The sequence below is a fragment of the Sulfurimonas sp. genome (assembly GCF_028694605.1).
In the GTDB taxonomy this organism is placed as follows: domain Bacteria; phylum Campylobacterota; class Campylobacteria; order Campylobacterales; family Sulfurimonadaceae; genus Sulfurimonas.
The window spans coordinates 35395-53548 of sequence record NZ_JAQVKP010000006.1 but is presented as its reverse complement, the minus strand read 5'-3'; the positions used below and the strand labels follow the sequence as shown (position 1 = coordinate 53548).

Annotated in this window: 16 protein-coding genes and 2 tRNA genes; 14 read left to right on the top strand and 4 right to left on the bottom strand. The window is 40.9% G+C overall.

Annotated elements, in window-relative coordinates:
* Window positions 1–2 precede the first annotated feature (2 nt).
* The 3 genes from PHY84_RS04855 (at window position 3) to PHY84_RS04845 (ending at window position 2500) form a co-directional block, all read left to right on the top strand.
* Window positions 3–341 carry a P-II family nitrogen regulator gene (locus tag PHY84_RS04855; protein ID WP_299858231.1) on the top strand — a complete coding sequence of 113 codons (339 nt, stop codon included), beginning with the start codon at window positions 3–5 and terminating at the stop codon, window positions 339–341.
* A 181-nt stretch (window positions 342–522) separates the two neighbouring features.
* A complete protein-coding gene (locus tag PHY84_RS04850) occupies window positions 523–1698 on the top strand; it encodes an ammonium transporter (protein ID WP_299858230.1) in 1176 nt (391 codons plus the stop codon).
* A 112-nt stretch (window positions 1699–1810) separates the two neighbouring features.
* Window positions 1811–2500 carry an energy transducer TonB gene (locus PHY84_RS04845; RefSeq protein WP_299858229.1) on the top strand — a complete coding sequence of 230 codons (690 nt, stop codon included), beginning with the start codon at window positions 1811–1813 and terminating at the stop codon, window positions 2498–2500.
* A 7-nt stretch (window positions 2501–2507) separates the two neighbouring features.
* On the opposite strand, the gene PHY84_RS04840 is transcribed toward PHY84_RS04845, so the two are convergent.
* The 3 genes from PHY84_RS04840 to PHY84_RS04830 form a co-directional block, all read right to left on the bottom strand.
* Complete coding sequence (locus PHY84_RS04840; RefSeq protein ID WP_299858228.1) at window positions 2508–4985, bottom strand: MMPL family transporter; 2478 nt, start codon at window positions 4983–4985, stop codon at window positions 2508–2510.
* Window positions 4986–5086: 101 nt separating this feature from the next.
* Window positions 5087–5161, bottom strand: a tRNA-Glu gene (locus PHY84_RS04835).
* Window positions 5162–5174: 13 nt separating this feature from the next.
* Window positions 5175–5250 (bottom strand) — tRNA-Lys (locus PHY84_RS04830).
* 169 nt (window positions 5251–5419) lie between these two features.
* Here PHY84_RS04830 and PHY84_RS04825 point away from each other — a divergent pair.
* From PHY84_RS04825 to PHY84_RS04775, 11 genes are all read left to right on the top strand, one after another.
* On the top strand, window positions 5420–6343 hold the full coding sequence (locus PHY84_RS04825) for a VWA domain-containing protein (RefSeq protein WP_299858227.1): 924 nt from the start codon (window positions 5420–5422) through the stop codon (window positions 6341–6343).
* Window positions 6340–7764: a VWA domain-containing protein gene (locus tag PHY84_RS04820; RefSeq protein WP_299858226.1), complete on the top strand. Its 1425-nt coding sequence runs from the start codon at window positions 6340–6342 to the stop codon at window positions 7762–7764. The genes PHY84_RS04825 and PHY84_RS04820 overlap by 4 nt, the downstream gene beginning before the upstream one ends.
* Entirely contained in the window at window positions 7745–8887 is a 1143-nt protein-coding gene (locus PHY84_RS04815) for a hypothetical protein (protein WP_299858225.1), read from the top strand. Before PHY84_RS04820 ends, PHY84_RS04815 begins: the two co-directional genes overlap by 20 nt.
* Window positions 8884–9891 carry a CsgG/HfaB family protein gene (locus tag PHY84_RS04810; protein ID WP_299858224.1) on the top strand — a complete coding sequence of 336 codons (1008 nt, stop codon included), beginning with the start codon at window positions 8884–8886 and terminating at the stop codon, window positions 9889–9891. The genes PHY84_RS04815 and PHY84_RS04810 overlap by 4 nt, the downstream gene beginning before the upstream one ends.
* Window positions 9888–10892, top strand: coding sequence for an LPP20 family lipoprotein (locus PHY84_RS04805; protein WP_299858223.1), 1005 nt, complete (start codon window positions 9888–9890; stop codon window positions 10890–10892). The genes PHY84_RS04810 and PHY84_RS04805 overlap by 4 nt, the downstream gene beginning before the upstream one ends.
* A gap of 67 nt (window positions 10893–10959) precedes the next feature.
* Window positions 10960–11907 carry a MoxR family ATPase gene (locus tag PHY84_RS04800; RefSeq protein WP_299858222.1) on the top strand — a complete coding sequence of 316 codons (948 nt, stop codon included), beginning with the start codon at window positions 10960–10962 and terminating at the stop codon, window positions 11905–11907.
* Window positions 11908–11922: 15 nt separating this feature from the next.
* Complete coding sequence (locus PHY84_RS04795; protein ID WP_299858220.1) at window positions 11923–12753, top strand: DUF58 domain-containing protein; 831 nt, start codon at window positions 11923–11925, stop codon at window positions 12751–12753.
* The gene (locus tag PHY84_RS04790) at window positions 12753–13160 is read left to right on the top strand and encodes a hypothetical protein (RefSeq protein ID WP_299858219.1); all 408 of its coding nucleotides are present in this window, start codon (window positions 12753–12755) and stop codon (window positions 13158–13160) included. The genes PHY84_RS04795 and PHY84_RS04790 overlap by 1 nt, the downstream gene beginning before the upstream one ends.
* The gene (locus tag PHY84_RS04785; RefSeq protein WP_299858218.1) at window positions 13153–14082 is read left to right on the top strand and encodes a VWA domain-containing protein; all 930 of its coding nucleotides are present in this window, start codon (window positions 13153–13155) and stop codon (window positions 14080–14082) included. The genes PHY84_RS04790 and PHY84_RS04785 overlap by 8 nt, the downstream gene beginning before the upstream one ends.
* Window positions 14079–15848: a VWA domain-containing protein gene (locus tag PHY84_RS04780; RefSeq protein WP_299858217.1), complete on the top strand. Its 1770-nt coding sequence runs from the start codon at window positions 14079–14081 to the stop codon at window positions 15846–15848. The genes PHY84_RS04785 and PHY84_RS04780 overlap by 4 nt, the downstream gene beginning before the upstream one ends.
* A 10-nt stretch (window positions 15849–15858) precedes the next feature.
* Window positions 15859–17271 (top strand): BatD family protein, encoded by a 1413-nt coding sequence (locus PHY84_RS04775; RefSeq protein WP_299858216.1) that lies wholly within the window; start codon window positions 15859–15861, stop codon window positions 17269–17271.
* Here the strand turns inward: PHY84_RS04775 and PHY84_RS04770 are convergent.
* Window positions 17268–18098 carry a prephenate dehydrogenase gene (locus tag PHY84_RS04770; protein ID WP_299858215.1) on the bottom strand — a complete coding sequence of 277 codons (831 nt, stop codon included), beginning with the start codon at window positions 18096–18098 and terminating at the stop codon, window positions 17268–17270. The genes PHY84_RS04775 and PHY84_RS04770 overlap by 4 nt on opposite strands.
* Window positions 18099–18154 lie beyond the last annotated feature (56 nt).

The following is an 18154-nucleotide window of genomic DNA, read 5'->3' as shown; positions in this document are numbered from 1 at the left end:
TTATGAAAAGAGTAGAAGCGGTTATCAAACCATTTAAATTAGAAGATGTAAAAGATGCCCTGGCAGAAATCGGAATCACTGGGATGACGGTTAGCGAGGTTAAGGGTTATGGACGTCAAAAAGGGCATAGCGAACTTTATCGCGGTGCGGAGTATGTTGTTGACTTTCTCCCAAAAATAAAAATGGAGATGGTTGTTGATGATGAAAATGTTGACCAAGTGGTAAAGACAATCGTTGAGGCAGCAAGAACAGGTAAAATCGGTGATGGAAAGATATTTGTGAGCGATGTTGAAAAAATTATTCGTATCCGTACGGGTGAAACTGATAGCGAGGCGATATAGTAATTACAACGCCAAAGGAAGTAATTCCTTTGGCTACGCTTGCCGCTATGGCACTGAAGCTTGCCACATAAAGTGGCAGATAAAGTCAATCTTATTTACTGATTAAAAATTAATCAGTAAAAAAACTCTATTCCTCTTTTATAAGTTATAATTTCCTTCAATTTTTTTTGAAGGATTTTATATGCTAGAAGCTGATTTCAAATATATAATCGACACTTTCTTTATGCTTTTTGCCATGACGCTCATCATTTTTATGGTTCCCGGGTTTGCTATGCTTGAAGCGGGTCTGGTTCGTACAAAAAACGTCTCCTCTGTTTTGACTACAAATGTGATGATATATACAGTGGCATCTCTTGCCTTTTTGCTCTTTGGATACCAACTTGCTTTTGGCGGCTGGGAGAGTACGTCTAGCAGTATCTGGGCTGTTTTTATGTTTCAGATGGCTTTTGTGGGCAAGACGGTTAATATTATGAGCGGTGGTGTGAGCGAGAGGGTACGTATCATTCCACTGGCTATTTTTACTCTTATAATGGGAGCGGTTATATATCCTCTTGTTGTCAATGTGAGTTGGGGAGCGGATATGCTCAAAGGCACATTTCTTGATATAGAGATGTATGATTTGGCAGGTTCAACCGTTATCCACTCAACAGGTGGTTGGGCGCTTTTGGCTGCTATCATGGTTATCGGTTCAAGAAGAGGGCGTTATCAAGATGGAAAAATTAAAGTTATTCCGGCATCAAATATCCCTCTTGTCGTTCTTGGCGCACTTCTTCTTTGGATAGGATGGTTTGGATTTAACGGCGGAAGTGTCGGCACTATCTCTAGTATAGAAAAAGCTGATGCCGTTGCAAAAACCATCATGAACACAAATACGGCAGGGCTTGCCGGTGCGCTTGTCGCAGCGCTTCTTATGTATGTTCGCTATAAACTATTTGATATCACTATGATTTTGAACGGCGCTTTAGGCGGGCTTGTTGCTATAACGGCGGCGGCAAATTATTATGATATGTTTACACCTATTTTTATCGGACTTGTCGGCGGTGCGTTGGTTGTTTTTGCAGTTCCGATGTTCGATAAGCTAAAACTTGACGATCCTGTCGGTGCGCTTTCCGTACACCTTGTCAACGGCATATGGGGAACGCTGGCGGCCGGAATTTTTGTAGAAGAGATTTCATTTATGGCGCAGGTAAAAGGGATACTGATTGTAGGGGTATTTACTTTTATTGTATCGTTTGTTGTTCTCATTGCTATAAATAAAATCTCTGCATTCAGAGCAGACGATGAAGCTCAACTTATGGGTATGGATATCAACGAATGCGGTGTTGAAGCGTACCCGGAATTTAAAAGAGCGATATAATACTTATATTTCGTATAAGCTAAGCACTTAGTAACAATTCTTTTGTTACTATTGCTCTATGATTCGACACGGCAACTCCTTTTTTATCTCTCTTTTTTTTCACGGCGTAGTGTTGTCGCTGGTTTTGTACTTTTACGGCAATGAGACAAAACCTGAGCAAGAAATTCTTATAAAAATCCCCATAAAACTCTCCGTGATTGAAGCGTCCCCACAAACAAAGGCACAGCATCAGGCAAAAGAGGAAGTTTGTATCGTGCAGCCTCAAGAGAAGAAGCCCCAAAGAGTGCAAGAGAGCCAAAAAAAAGAGAGAAAAACCGTTCAAAAAAAAGTAGAAAAAAAGGTTGAGAAAAAAGAGGAAGAAAAAGTAGAAGAGAAAACTTTGGAAGAAAAAGTAGAAAAAAGCCAACTTAAAGAGGAGATAACTCCGCAGCCCCAAAAAAGCGTGGCACCGGAGATACATAAAGAGATTGCTTCTGAACAAAAAACGGTACCGCCTATAGAGACAAAACCGTATCATCAGGAGTATTATGAACTCAATATACAAAAAATAGTAGAGCTTTTACAAGAATATCTCTACTATCCAAGAAGTGCCAGACAAAAAGAGATTACAGGTGTAGTAAAAGTTAAATGCACACTAGATACTGATGCAAAAGTTCATGATGTTATAGTTGTAGAATCAAGCAACGAGATTTTGAGCCGTGCAGCCATCAAGACCATAGAAGATCTCTCTACAAAATTTCCAAAGCCTAAAAGCCAGACGACATTGACTATCCCCATCACTTATAGCTTAACAAGCCAATAGTTAGGTATTACCCTCTCTTTACCCCAAAAGGTTTAAACGTTACCACCAAAAGCGGCGAGAAAAGAAGGTCTGAGACAATTGCTACAAGCAAAACGATAACCGTCAAAAGACCAAAAATAAGCGTCGGTATAAAGTTGGAAGTTACCAAGACCAAAAAGCCTACAATTGTCGCAAGCGAGTAGTAAAACATTCCAAAAGCGATAGTTCCATGCGCTCTGTGCATAGAAGCGATATAGTCTCCATCTAGTGCAAGCTCCTCTCTAAAACGGTAAAAATAGTGAATGGTGTTGTCCACAGTGATGCCCAGAGCGATAGAGGCGATGGTAATGCTCATGATGTCCAAAGGGATGTTTGCGATACCCATAATGCCAAAAATAACGCTGATTGGTACCATGTTGACGGTTAATGCAACTACCGCAATTTTTAAAGAACGAAACAGAAACAAAAACATTGCCCCAAGAGAAAGGAGTGCGAGACCGAGTGTTCCTATTTGCGAATCAAAAAGGGATTGGAGCATGTTGTTGTAAAGTACCATCATGCCTACAAGTTTAAAATCCTCTTTTTTAAGTCCGATTTTTGTCTCTAAATCTGTTTGAATTTTTTTAATCAGCTCGTTTCGTCTAAGATTTTTGTTGGAATCCACTATGCGAACTACAAAGCGTGCTTCGTTGTACTCAGTGTTTACGTATGGAGAGAGAAGGATTTTTTTGAACTCAAGAGGCAGCTCGTTGTACATAAGTGCTAGCTCTACACCGTCAAAATCTTTCCCTTCTTTCAAGATGCGCCCAACTTTTGTGAGCGTACCCAGCGAAGAGACATTGCCCACCTCGGGCAAAGAGACCAAATAGTCATGCACTTTAAGTATGGTCTCCATTTTTTGTGCCGTAAACCAGTATTGTGCATCATTGTCCGTCTCTGTAAATTCGTCTGCAAAACTATCAAGTTCATCAGAAGTGTTACTCTTTTTCTCTTTGTTTTGTATCTTTGGAAATGTTACGACTATCTCCAGCGGTGTCGTACCGCCTAAAGTGTTGTCTATTTTTTGCATACCTTGATAAATCTCGGTACTCTTTTTAAAGTAGTTTATAAAACTGTTTTCAACTACTAGCTGTGTAGTGCCGACAAGGCTAAACCCAAGGATTGCGACTACTATCACAATGATTTTTTTGCCGTGATGCTCTACGGTTTGTGCAAAGATGGTGTTAAGCGTAAAAGCTTTGTCAAATGTAAGTACAGGCTCTTTTTTGGGAAACAGCATCATCATAGACGGGAAAAGAAGGTATGCCGCAATCAGAGAAACAGTTACGCCGATGTTCATCATCGTACCCAAATCGATAATAGGCAGGATATCGCACGTCATCAGTGAGCCAAATCCCGCAACCGATGTAAGGATAATAAAAACAGACGGAACAGACATACGCTTGAGCGTAATTTCGATGAGTTCTTTTTGAGAAAAATGCGGGTAAAGCACATACTCCTCGCGGTAGCTTACTATAAGATGGATTACCAAAGAGAGCGTAGTGATGAGCTGCATCGCAACATAATTTGAAGAGACGACCGTAACTTCAAGACCCATAAGCGCATTGACACCTGTTGTGATAATGACCGCACAAAAGGAGACCAAGATAGGCAAAACCACAAAGCGTACTTGTCTGAAGATAACCCACAGCATAAGCACCATGATGAGCATAATAGCCGTTCCGTAAATGGCGATATCGTTCTTTACAAAACCTATCATATCGTCTGCAATCATCATAACGCCGCCTAAAAAAAGTTCCCCCTCTTTGCGAAAAGGATTAATGGTAGAGCGGACATTTTCAATTAGTTGATGTACTTCGTCCCTTGTGCTGTAACCATACTCTTTAAATGCTTTTTTTGCGGCTTCAAACTCTTTTTTTTCTTCAGGCTTCAGTTCTCTTTTTTGCTGTAGTTCTATAAAAGAGTTGCGTTTTTGAAGAAGTTCGGTGTATCTGGCATCCTCTTTGAGATTGACTAAAATAGCGGTAGTTTTAAAATCATCGCTTACAAGATTTTTTGCATACAGAGGGCTTGAAGTAAGCTCTTTTTGCACCATTGCTTTTTTGATATCGGGAGATGAGAGCGTGCGTACATTTTTTACAACTTCGGAAACTGCCATCGGCGGACTCTCAAGCAAGGGAACATCAAGCAGCGATGTGATGCTCTCAACCCCATTTATGCGCAACAAAGAATCTTTAAGTGCTTTGATGGTAGCAATGTTAGTTTCAGAGAGCATATACTCTTTAGGACTGAAAGCAACTACTAGGTAATCAGGACTGATATAACGCCCGTGAACTTCACGCGTCAACTTCAAATCTGTATCGTTTTCCAACAAAAGCGTCTCGGCAGAAGCATCAATACCCAAAAATTGTGCATAATACCCAAAAATTCCCGTAGCAAGAGCTACAAAAATCAAAACTGCTTTAAAATAGTGTGTAACAAAATCAATATATCGTTGTAAAAACATAGTGCAACTTTCATGAAAAATTTATCTGATTTTTAAAATTGGAATTATAGCTTTATAAAAAAAATTTGGAGTTAAATAGTGTAAAAATGAAGTGATTGTGTTGGTGACCCCGAGGAGAATCGAACTCCTGTAACCAGGATGAAAACCTGGGATCCTGACCGCTAGACGACGGGGCCACAAAACAAAAGATGGTGTCCTGTGATGGATTCGAACCATCGGCCACCTCATTAAAAGTGAGATGCTCTACCGGCTGAGCTAACAAGACATTTTCAAACTTAACGTTTGTGGACGCGAATTATAGACAAATAGAATTTATATGTCAAGAAAAAATCTTCAAATATTTAAAAAAAATCAAATATTCTTTTCAAAAAGGCGTTTTAGTTATTGTTTTTTATTTTTTTGTTAAAATAAGCATAAAAAAAGGGAGGGAGTATTTGAGTTTTTTTAGCTTTGAGTATCCGTACCTCTTTTTACTTTTTTTCCCGCTTCTTTACTGCATGTATAAGTGCAGGGAGCAGCTAAAGAGCCGTTTTTTTGTACATCTTCACTTTTTTTCCACCAAAAAAAATCTTCTTAAATTGGAGTGGATTCTCAAGACAGCCATTATTCTTTTACTCTGTACCGCTCTTGCCTCCCCGATAGTTGTTGACACTCTTAACCCGCATAATCGTATGGGAAAAGACATTGTTCTCGCACTTGACGGCAGCGGTTCCATGAACGCTTCCGGATTTGATTTTGAAAATGAGGTAAGTAAAGGGGAGCGGCTGAGCCGATTTGAGATAGCGCAGATAATCGCCTCTGAGTTTATCAAAAAAAGAGAGATGGACAATCTCGGGGTAGTTTTTTTTGGAGATTTTGCTTTTATCGCTTCGCCCATTACCTATGAAAAAAATATAGTTGTAGAGATGTTAGGGTATCTCATGCATGGTATGGCAGGGCAAAACACGGCTATCGGTGAGGGAATTGCGGTAGGCGTGAGGGCTTTTAAACATTCCAAAGCTAAAACAAAAATTATCATACTTTTAACCGACGGTGAACATAACAGCGGAAGTATCTCGCCAAAAGATGCCATCAAAATAGCGCAAGAGCAGGGGATAAAAATCTACACTATCGGCATGGGAAACAAGGGCGAGGCGGATGAAGCACTGTTGCAGAAGATAGCGCAGGAGAGCGATGGAGAGTATTTTGCTGCAACTTCGGCAAAAGAGCTAAAATCAGTCTATGAGAAGATTGACGCACTGGAATCTTCAAACATAAAAAGCAAGGAATATCTGCAAAAAGAGTACTATTACTGGGCGCTTTTGCTTGGTGCGGCGGTGCTTTTGCTCTTTTTACTCTATAGAGAGGTGCAAAAATGAAACTTCTTTTTCCTGAGTACCTTTGGCTTTTGCTTCTGCTGTTACCGCTTTTTCTCAAAGTAAACCTAAAAGAGCTGAGAGTTGCCTCTTACGGATATATATTTAGCTTTCTTTTTGTTGTTTTGGCACTTTGCAGACCCGTTATAGAGCAAGAACCGATAAAATCCGAACAACTTTTAAGCGATGTGATTATCGGGGTTGACCTCTCCTACTCCATGCACGCTTCGGATTTGGAGCCTACACGTCTTGATTTTGCAAAAGAGATGCTCAAAAAGTTGGTGGAGAGGGGAGAGAAGAGCAGATATGGGGTACTTGGATTTACTACAAATGCAGTGGTACTCTCTCCGCTGACGGAAGACAGAGAGCTTTTGCTGCATCTTTTTGGTTCTCTTGATGAGAAGTTTATCATTACGCAGGGAAGTGACGTGATGTCCGCACTCAAGCTCTCTCGCAGGATGTCCGCATCTAAAAAGGCTACCGTTGTACTCTTTAGCGATGGAGCAGATGAACTGGGCTATGAGGCTGAGGCGAATTTTGCCAGAGAAAACAACCTTGCGGTAAACATCTTTATGACTGCTACGACAACGGGCGGAACGCTTAGGCTTGAGGACGGTGCGCTTATGAAAGACGAGCTTGGAGATATCGTTGTGAGCCGTGAAAACAGTGCAGTAAAAGAGATAGCAGAGGCAACGGGCGGGGTTTACACAAAAGATTTTGACACGCTTCTTGATGCACTTAAGTCACAAGGCAAAAAAGAGCATAAAAGCCAAACAACGATTATGCGTAATCTTGAACTTTTTTACTATTTTGTGGTTTTGGCAATCTTCTCGTTTTTGGTGAGTGTTACGACGCTTAAGAGGTATGTAGTGGCGTTTTTGCTTCTCTTTGGTGTACATCTGAGTGCAAATGAGAATATGGAGTTTTTCAACAAAGCGGTGGAGCAGTACAGAAGCGGAGAGTATGAGAAGGCACTGCAAAACTTTGAGATGGTAAAGTCCGCCGATTCAGAGGCAAAGTCAATCGTTTTTTACAATATAGGCAATACGCTTGTGCGGCTGCAAGAGTTTGAGAAGGCAAGAGAGGCGTATGTGAAATCTTTAACGCTTGCTTATTCAAAAGAGGCGGACGAAAATCTGGAGTTTATTCGTGAGGCGGGTGAGAAAAAAGAGATGACAAGCGGGAAACAGCAAAGTCAAGATAAATCTGCACTTGCCAAAAAAGAGCAGAGTAACAAAAAAGCAAAAGAGGGGGGCGGATCAAACATGCAAGTAAGTGCGCAAAGCAGCAGCGGTGCCGATGATAGCGGCAAAAAAACAGAGATGCAAAATAGTATCAATCTTGACGGCGGCAAAGCAAAACTAAGCTCCAAGCAGTATGAGCTTATCAATAAAAGGGGAGTCGATGAAAAGAAGCCTTGGTAAAGTTTTTTTACTCATAACTCTATTTTTGCAACTGCCGCTTTTTGCAACGACGTACGAATGGAGTGCGCAGATAAACAAACAAAAAGCATTTGTCAATGAGGCAGTTTATATTCGCTATACATGTGCATTTAGCGACCGTGCAGAACTTTACAGTATCGAGTTCAATCCAAGCGGCGAGTATGAAAAGTTTAGTGTTAAGAGCTTGCAGGCAAATGAGAGTATCGTTGAGGGCAAAAAAATAAGTTCTTATGAGTTTCTTCTTTTTGCAAAAGAGTCCGGCGAAATAGAGATAGCTTTTGAAGCGCTGATGAAACTGACAAGCAAAGATTCTATCGAAGAGATGGTTATCGGGCGTGATAATGTCAAAAAAGAGGATGCAAAAAAAACAGTTGTTAAGCAGGAAGTTTTTAAGGTTTTGATAGAAGAGACGCCGAGTGATTTGGTAGGAGATTTTGCTGTTGATGTAAAAAAGAGAGAGCCTCTGCTGAAGGCATACGAACCTTATCATCTTGATATAACAATCAAAGGCGAGGGAAATTTTGAGCGAATCGAGCCATTTTCTTATGAGATAGAGGGTGTCAAAGTTTTTGCGGGAGAGGCTGTCTCTTCTCAAAAACTAACCAAAGAGGCGCAGAGTGGAGTTTGGAGCCAGAAATTTGCTTTTGTAGGAGAGAAGAGTTTTACTATCCCAAAAAAAGAGATAGAGTACTTTAGCCTTAAGACAAAAAAGGTAGAAAAACTTGTTGTTGATGCGGTGGATGTAAAGGTGGAGGGCGGTTTTGCAAAAGAGGAGCTTCTTGATGTAGTGCAAAAGGAGGGATTCTCTTTTGATGTCTCCTATCTTTACTACCTGCTTACGTTTGTTGCAGGTTTTTTAGTCGGAAAAATTAAGAGAAAAAAGTCTCCTCAAATAAAATCAGGCGATGCTTTTTCGCAAAAAACTAAAGGTGCAAAATCACTTGATGCGCTGATGGTTCTTTTAGTGGTTGAGGATGCGCTAAAATATGAGACGCTCATTAAAGAGATAGAACAAAAAAAGATAACATCACTTGCAAGTGCAAAAAAAATTGCACAAAAATTATATAATGCGAGCAGTAAAAAAAGAGGCGGTACAGCATTATGAAACAGATGGTTTTATGGATGATTTTTGCGTTTTTGTCTGCTCTGTTTTTGAGCGGATGTACGCAGCGTGTGACCATTAGAGCGCTTCAGCCGGCAGAGATTGACCGTGCGGCGATGACAAAAAAAGTGAGTGTAGCTTACTTTGAGAATGACGAATTTAGTGTTTCAAATAAAATCGAGACAAAACTTTATGAAACAACTATTGATGACAAATCGTACTTTACGGTTGTAAGCAGAAAAGATTTTAATGAGATTATTACCGAACAAAAACTACAAAGCAGCGGTTTGATAGAGGTTGAAAAAGCTGTTGAGGTAGGTAACCTTATAGGCGCTCAGGCTATTGTTGCAGGGAGTGTTTCAAATCTTAGTTCCAGAGATAGCTACTATTATGAGAAGCGTTTACGATGCGCAGATAAAAAATGTGAGAAAATGAGGGAGTATCTTGTCGGGTGCACAAAAAGAGATGTGCATCTCTCAGCTGAAGTGCGGATGATTGATATTGCGCAAGGAGATGTTATATATGCGGCCAGTGTTCCGGCATCTACGGCATGGACACATTGTGATGACGATACCCGTTTTATTCCGACTGTTGATGCAGCCGGACACATGTTGGCGGATCGGATAGCAGAGAGTTTTATCTTTAAGTTGACACCGCACTATGTCAATATGAGAGTTGACCTTATAGATGACCCGGATACCAAGTATGATGATAGACAAAAGAAGCTTTTAAAATTTGCGCTGGAGTATATTGAGCAAAATAGGCTTGATAAAGCAGAAGAACTTTTAACTGAGCTTGTGGATGCAACTCAGCAGAAAAGTTATGTCGCTTTTTACAATCTGGGGGTTGTCAAAGAGGCGCAGGGTGTCTATGGAGAAGCGCAAAACTACTACAAAAGAGCCGATACCATTGCAATAGAGCCTGTAGAAGAGATAAATCAGGCACATTTTAGGATTAGTGATTTGATAAGAAAACATAAAAAAGCTATGGAGCAGCTTGGGCAATGAGAAAAAGCTGTCTTTTTATCGCAGTAGCGGCAACTCTCTTTTTTGCGGGATGTTCTACAAAAGAAGATGTGCCTCTTATGCCCAAAAAAGCTCTTCCCGCATGGTACACAAATCCGCCGCAAAGTACGCAAAAAACGCTTTATGCTCTTGGTGAGGGGGAGAGCAAGGAGGTGGCGGTTGCAAATGCGCTTAGTATGATGGCATCCACGCTCAGCGTCTCCATACAGTCCACATTCAGTTCTAAAAAGGTTGTAGAAGAGGGTGTGCGCAACTCACATCAGCAAACCACTGTGAGCAATATACAAAGTGATGTGAAGAAAATCCGTATAAGCCATTATGAGGTCGTAGAGGCTCAAGAACTTGGTTTTAAAAAGCATGTCGTACTCATCGCATCAGAGAAAAAAAAACTCTTTGAGAGCCTTAGAAGTGAACTTGAGCAAAAGTTTGCCATCGCCGATGCGGCAGTCGGTTCACTGCATCTGCACCATGAGCTTGAGGGGTTAAGTATCTATAAAAAAGTGCTGCATGATTTAGGGGATGTTCCAAATATGCTTGTGGTTATGAATGTTTTGCAAAGCAGTTTTAACGGTGAGCGCTTTATTCAAAAGATACAAAAAATCAAAAATAACTATGCTGCGCTTCTTGCTTCTATCAGTTTTGAGCTAGAAGCGGATGAGGATTCGCTTGCTCTTCAAGCCCCTGTCCGTGATGCGCTAAGTGCAAAAAAAGTTCAAATCGACAGTAAAAGCGCTAAGGTGCATTTTAAGATTGCCATCCGCTCCGACGTTCAAAGAGCCTCTTCATACGGCTTTATCCTTGCCCGTTCAGCCATAGAGATAAGCGTGAGAGATGCCAAAGGTACGACCATCGGAGGCAACAAACTCCACATCACGGGACAATCAACACAAGGATACGAGATAGCAAAGCAAAGTATCGCCGTGAAGTTTGGCGCAATGGTGCAAAAAGAGGGAATCGGTAAGGTTTTAGGGCTTGAACTTTAGAGGTGCCCTTTAGCTATTTATCCCTTTTTGTTATACTTCATTTTACATAGAAAAGGAAAAAGTATTTATGATGTCTAAAATAGAGTTGATTAAAAAAGAGGTCTCCAAAGTGGTTGTGGGACAGGAGAAGATGATTGATGCTCTTCTTATTGCGCTTTTGTGTGAGGGGCATATACTTATAGAGGGTGTTCCGGGGCTTGCAAAGACAACGACGGTCAATGCGCTTGCAAAGAGTTTGGGACTTGATTTTAAACGAGCGCAGTTTACTCCCGACTTGCTTCCCTCAGATATCCTCGGTGCTGAGATTTATGACCCGCAGACCAACAGTTTTAAGATAAAAAAAGGTCCTATCTTTACAAACCTGCTCTTAGCGGATGAGATAAACCGCTCTCCCGCAAAAGTCCAATCGGCACTCTTGGAGGTTATGCAAGAGAAGCAGGTGACTCTTGGCGATACGACCTTTAAGCTCTCTTTGCCGTTTTTTGTTATGGCAACCCAAAACCCTGTTGAGCAGGAGGGTGTTTACCAGCTTCCAGAGGCGCAGTTAGATAGATTTATGCTCAAACTTGTTGTTGATTACAACACAAAAGCAGAGGAGCTTGAGATAGCAAGACGTATTTCAAGCGGCAATTTTGAGGAGATCAAGAGCGTTGTGACACATGAGGATTTGGAGGCGCTAAAGGCGGCTGTGAAAAATGTTCATGTCGATGCGCAGGTTGAGGAGTATATGATAGAACTTATCAATGCCACACGCCATCCCAGCGAGTACGGGCTTGATGAGATTCAAGGGTATATCCAGTTTGGAGCATCTCCTCGCGTGAGTATCGATATGTTTAAAGCAGTAAAAGCTATGGCGTTTATGCGCGGCAAAGATTTTGTAACACCTGTGGATGTTGCATATATTGCAAAAGAGCTTATGCGTCACCGTATCGTTTTGACCTATGAGGCAGAGGCAGAGGGTGTGACAACTGACGAGATTATCCAAAAAGTACTCCAAACCGTTGCAATACCATAAATACGGCATAAGCACATGAGCAAACTTCAAAAAATCTTGGTTCGTGCGAGACGGCAAGTTTTTAGCGAAATGGTCGGTAACAATCCATCTATCTTTCACGGAGAGGGGTATGATTTTATCGAACTTCGTGAGTATATGGCAGGAGATGACATCCGCCATATTGACTGGAATATCACGGCTAAGATGCAAAAACCCTTTATCAAGATATTTCGTGAGGAGCGAGAGCTAAATGTCGTTTTGGTCTCTGTCTTAAACGGAAGTGTCCATTTTGGTTCTAAAAAGTTCAAGCAGGAGAGTATCGCCGAGGTTGCCGCACTTTTAGGCTATTCAACGCTTAAAAACGGTGATTTGCTGAGTTCTTACATCTTTACTGACAAGATGGCAGCACATGAAAAGCCCACCAAAAAACTCTTGATGGTACAAAAAAGCGTTCAAGATATTTTGGAGTTTGATGCGCTTGGAGCGCAGCTTGACTTTAAGTTCATAGCCGATACTCTTTTTCAAAGACTAAAAAGAAAGTCGCTTATTTTAATGATTGGCGATTTTTTTGAGATACCGAATTTCAGACTTTTGGCAAGAAAGCATGAGATAGTTTGCGTCATCGTACGAGACAGACTTGAAGAAAATCCGCCTGAAATGGGCTTTGCCTCACTTGTTGACCCGCAAAGCGGAGCAACTTTGGAGGGGGATTTTAACATAGCGAGTATCAAAGCCTATGCACAAAAGGTGGCAGCGCATGACCACGCTCTTTTTGAGAAATTAAGAAGTGATGGTATCCGTTTTACAAAAGTATATACAGACTCAAGTGCCGCCGTGGCACTCCGCAGACTTTTTGAGGGGCGATAATGGCGCAAGAGCAGAGTTTTGACATCCCGCTTCATGATATAAAAACCATTGTTGATGTGCAGGAGTACTCACTTTACTACCTTTTGGGGAGTGCTTTTTTTGCGCTTCTTTTACTCTTTGGGTTTGGATATCTCATCTATGTCTGGTACAAAAAGCGTAACAGGTTCAACCTCAAAAAAGAGCATTATAGGCTTTTACATACACTTGATTTGAGTGATGCCAAAAGTGCGGCATACGCCATCACGCATTATGGCGCAACGTTTAAAGAAGATAGTCCTAGACATCAAGAGATGTACCAAAATCTCATAAGCAGACTGGAAGTTTACAAGTACAAAAAGAGTGTCGCACCTTTTGATGGCGAAACACTTGGTTATATAGAACTTTACAAAGGAATGATTGATGTTTGACGGGCTCTCTTTTGAGTTTCCGCTCTTTTTTTTACTTCTTTTTCTCTTTGCACTTTGCGCTTTTTTTTGCAAAGAGCGTGCAACTTCTATCTATTTTCCACACACAAAAGAGTTTTTTAAAAACGCCATCTCCACTTCAAAACTCCTATTCTTTCTCAAATGGCTTGGCATTGTGACGATGGTACTCTCGCTTATGTCGCCCATCAAAGAAGAGCCTTATGAGATTGAGCCAAAAGACGGTGTTGAGATTGCGCTTATTTTAGATGCGTCAGAGTCGATGAAAGAGAGAGGATTTGATGCAAAAAACGGACATTTAACTCGCTTTGATGCGGTGCAGGAGATAGTGAGTGATTTTATCAGTCAAAGAAAAAGTGACAACATGGGGCTTGTAGTTTTTGGCTCTTACGCTTTTATCGCTTCGCCGCTTACTTACGATGCCGACATTTTGAACAAAATCCTCTCGCAGCTCTCTATCGGCATAGCTGGAAAATACACCGCACTCAACACCTCTCTTGCCCAAGGCGTCAACCTCTTAAAAATGGGCAAATCAAAAACAAAGATAGCCATTTTGCTCACCGATGGACACAGTACTCCCGAGGTTGACCGTGTACCGCTCGAAATTGCGCTTGATATGGTTAAAAAAGAGGGAATAAAGGTTTATCCCATAGGTATAGGAATGCCGCATGAGTATAACAGAGAAGCCCTCTTGAAAATAGCCGACGAGAGCGGCGGTATGGCATTTGGCGCATCAAGTGCAGCGCAGCTTCAAGAGGTGTATAAAAAGATAGATGAGCTTGAGAAGTCGGAGATTAAGGGTGAGAGCTTTACGCTCACACACTACTACTACCAGTTTCCTCTTTTTGTTGCGCTTCTCTCTTTGATGCTTTATGTTTACCTCAAAAATAAAAGAGGTTATGCATGACCTTTTTGCATCCTGAATTTCTCTACTACATGTTGCCGCCTCTCTTTTTGCTTTTTGCATTTTTGCTTACCCAAAAGGAGCATCAAGCTGAGTTTTTTTCCAAAGATGTGATGGAGAAGCTCCGTGTAAGCGCAAATACTCTCACGCTTAAAGCCAGAAATGCACTCTTTTTAATTGTCGGGTTTTTTACCGTTATCGCCCTTGCGCAGCCTGTTGTCAAGGAGGGAAAAGTTGAAGTCAAGGCAAAGAGCACGGATATAACCATCGCACTTGATATTTCAGACTCCATGTTGGCGCAAGATGTTTATCCAAACCGTCTTGAAGCAGCCAAGCAAAAAGCGCTCACTCTTTTAGAAGAAGCAAAAAATGAGCGTATAGGTGTTGTGGCTTTTGCAAAAGAGTCCTACCTTGTTTCGCCGCTTAGTTTTGATACGGCAGCGGTTGCTTTTTTGCTCTCACAGCTAGACACCTCTTCCATAACAGAGAAGGGAACGGATTTTTTATCGCTTTTGGATGTTGTGCAAAAGAGCCAAAAGGAACAGGATAGAAAGGTTGTGCTTCTGCTAAGTGATGGCGGAGACAAAGATGACTTTTCACAAGAGATTGCTTTTGCAAAAAAGCATGGCATTGTAGTTTTTGTCTTAGGCATGGGAACAAAAAAAGGTGCACCGATCAGACTGCAAGATGGGACATTTTTGCAACATAACGGCGAGATGCTTTTTACAAAACTAAATGACGCTATCGCCACACTTGCCACAAAAACAGGCGGTGTTTACATAGAGGGGACAACTTCTTTTGAGGACATAAAGATGATGTTTAGGGAGATAGTGCGAATGGATGAAAAAAAAGAGCTAAAAAGCCAAGAGATAGAGAGAACAAAACCGCTTTTTTACTACCCTCTGGGTATAGCAATGTTTCTCTTGCTTATCGCTACAAGCTCTTTTGGCAGAAGAGAATCACTCTTTATCGCACTCTTTTTTCTTACCTTTCATCAAGATGCGAATGCGGGAATGTTTGATTTTATGAAGCTTCATGAGGCAAAAAAAGCGTATGAGAGCGGCGAATTTGACAAAGCCGCTCAACTCTATGAAGCCCACGCCACAAAGAGTCAAAACCCGCAAAGCCACTACAACACGGCTAATGCCTACTACAAACAAGGCAAGTACAAAGAAGCGGCAGAGAGCTATAAAAAAGCCGCATTTGAAGAGGGGGAGTCAAAAGCCAAAAACCTCTCCAACCTCGGCAATGCTTACGCAAAGAGCGGTGATTTGCAAAAAGCCCTTACCTCTTATGAGGAGTCTTTGAAGATAAAAGAGGAGAAAGAGACACGAGAAAATCTTGAAACGGTAAAAAAAGCTCTTCAAAAGCAAGAGCAAAAAGAGGAGCAACCCCAAGAGGAGCAAAACTCAAAAGATAATGGGCAAAAACAAGAAAAAGAGAAGAGTTCACGGAATAAAGATGAGCAAAACAAGTCCAACCAGACAGATAATTCTCAGGAGCAAAAAGAGAGCCAAGGCAAACAAAAACAAGAAGATGCCAAAGAACCAAAAGAGAAAAAAGAAGAACAAAAAGCTACAGACACAAAAAAAGATGATAAGCAAGAGCAAAACAGTGATGTCAGTGAGGCAAAAACCCAAGATGAAAATGGTATGAATGAAGCAGAAGAGCGCAAATGGATAGAGATGCTTAACAAAAATGTAAGCAGTTATATGTATAAACTCAGCGATGAAACAACACAAAAATCCAGCAATGAAAAACCGTGGTAAAGGGATAGTTATGACAAAAATTTTACTCATATTTTTTATAACAACGCAGATGCTTTTTGCAGGAGTGAGTGCGAGTGTTGATATGCAGAGCGTTGAAGAGGGGGAGATGGTTACCTACTCTTTGCAAATTGCGGGAGAGAGCGTTAAGCGACCAGAAATTGCCACTATTTGCGACAGTGATGTGCTTTCAACTTCTTCACAAACAAATATGCAAATAATCAATGGTTCAGTGAGCAAAAACTACACTTTAAACTATAAATTTGCTCCGCAAAAAAGCTGTAAAATAGAGAGTTTTGAAATTGAGATAGATGGCAAAAAAGAGCGTACAAAAGAGATAGAGATTAGTGTAAAAGCTCCAAGCCAAACCAAAGATGCAAACTTTATGCTTTTGCTGCATAGCGATAAAAAAGAACTTTATGTCTCAGAAGCGTTTGAACTCACGCTTCTTTTTAAACAAAAAGATGGCTCAAATGCCATCGACAGCAAGTTCACACCCCCTGCAATGGACGGTTTTTGGGTGCGGGAAGAGAGCAAGCCGCAAAAGTACCAAGAGGACGGCTATACCGTTACAAAAGTTGTCTATACACTTCTGGCTCAAAGAGTCGGTATGCAAAAGATTGGCAGAGCCAAGATACAGATAGCCTCAAGGGATACCAAGATAGACGGGTGGGGTGGGTGGATTCCAACCATAAAATGGAAAAACCACTTTTCAAATGAGCTTGATTTGAGTGTAAAACCGCTTCCTTCAGGGGTTTCTTTGGTCGGAGATTTTACCATCACTCTCTCTTTGGACAAAGCAGAGGTCAATGCCAACGAAGCACTTGATGCAACTGTTAGTGTAAGCGGCAGCGGCAATTTGGAAGATATAAAGAGTTTTAAACCAAACATCCCAAATGTGGCAGTTTTCGATGAAAAAATAGTCATAGACGGCAAAAAACTCTCTCAAAAATTAACCTTTGTAGCTGAAAGTGACTTTATGATACCGCCATTGAAGCTTACATATTTTGATATAAATTCCAAAGAGATAAAAACCATCACGACAAACGAGATTGCCATCAAGGTAAAAAACCAAAAGCCAAAAGAGGAACTTACTATCAAAAAGCCAGAAGAGTTTCATGAGGAGACTTTAGCGCCGGCTCCACAAGATAAAAGTGACGCTGTTATGCTCTTTTTCGTCTTCTTTACGGGGCTTGTCGTTGGTGCAGCACTTATGATGTTTAAAAAATTACCGCAGATAAAAAAAGCAAAAAAAAGCTCTATCAAAGAGCCAAAAGCTCTTTTGGCAAAACTGATGGCATATAAAGAAGATGCAGAGGTTAAGAGACTTATAGAGATACTGGAAAAAAATATCTACACAAATGACAAAACGGAGATAGACAAAAAAGTGCTTAAAGAGGTTTTGAAAAGGTACAAACTCGACTAATCAAGAATCTTATGAAGCCTATTTCCTGCTTCTATGTTTTTGTGCACCTTATCCCACTCATCATTTTTGATGTGCTCTTTGAGAGTGTTTAACTCATTTTCAAAAAGTTCAATTGCTTCAAGCAGATTGGTTTTGTTTTGTCTAAAGATATCTTCCCACATAAATGCAGAGCTTTTTGCCAAACGGCTCATAGAGCGAAAACCGCCTGCCGCAAGGGCTAGGATATTGTGTTTGTTCTCTTGATGCATCACTGTATTTGCCAAAGAGTAAGCAATGGCATGAGGCATATGCGAGATAAAAGCCGCATGACGGTCATGCTGGTGTGCCGGCATAAAATGCTTCTTCATGTGAAGTGCTTTAAATATTCTCTTTGCTACTTCTATCTGATGTTCACCGCTATTTTCTATGTCGCATAATACAACTACTTTGTCATCATAAAGGTTATCAACTGCTGCACTCGGACCAAAGTTTTCCGTACCTGTCATAGGATGTGCGGCGACAAAATTTTTGCGTATGGGATGTGGCACGGAGGCGATAATTTTTGCTTTTGTACTTCCCAAATCTATAATAGTGGCGCTCTCTTTAACGCCCACAAGATTTTGAAGTGCCGTTATAATGCCATCTACGGGAATAGCAAGAAAAATCACATCATATTTTTTAACTTCATTTATATCTACTATTTTGTCCACAAGAGAGAGTTCAAGAGCCTCTTTTTGATGTTTAGGATTGTGGTCGCTACCGACAATCTCTTTGATAAAATCAAGTTTTTTGAGGCTCTTAGCAAGCGAACCGCCCATAAGACCCAATCCAATTATTGCTACATTCATATTATTTCTTTTTTTTTGATGTTATGCACCAAAACGAACTCGTCCGTTTTGATGGC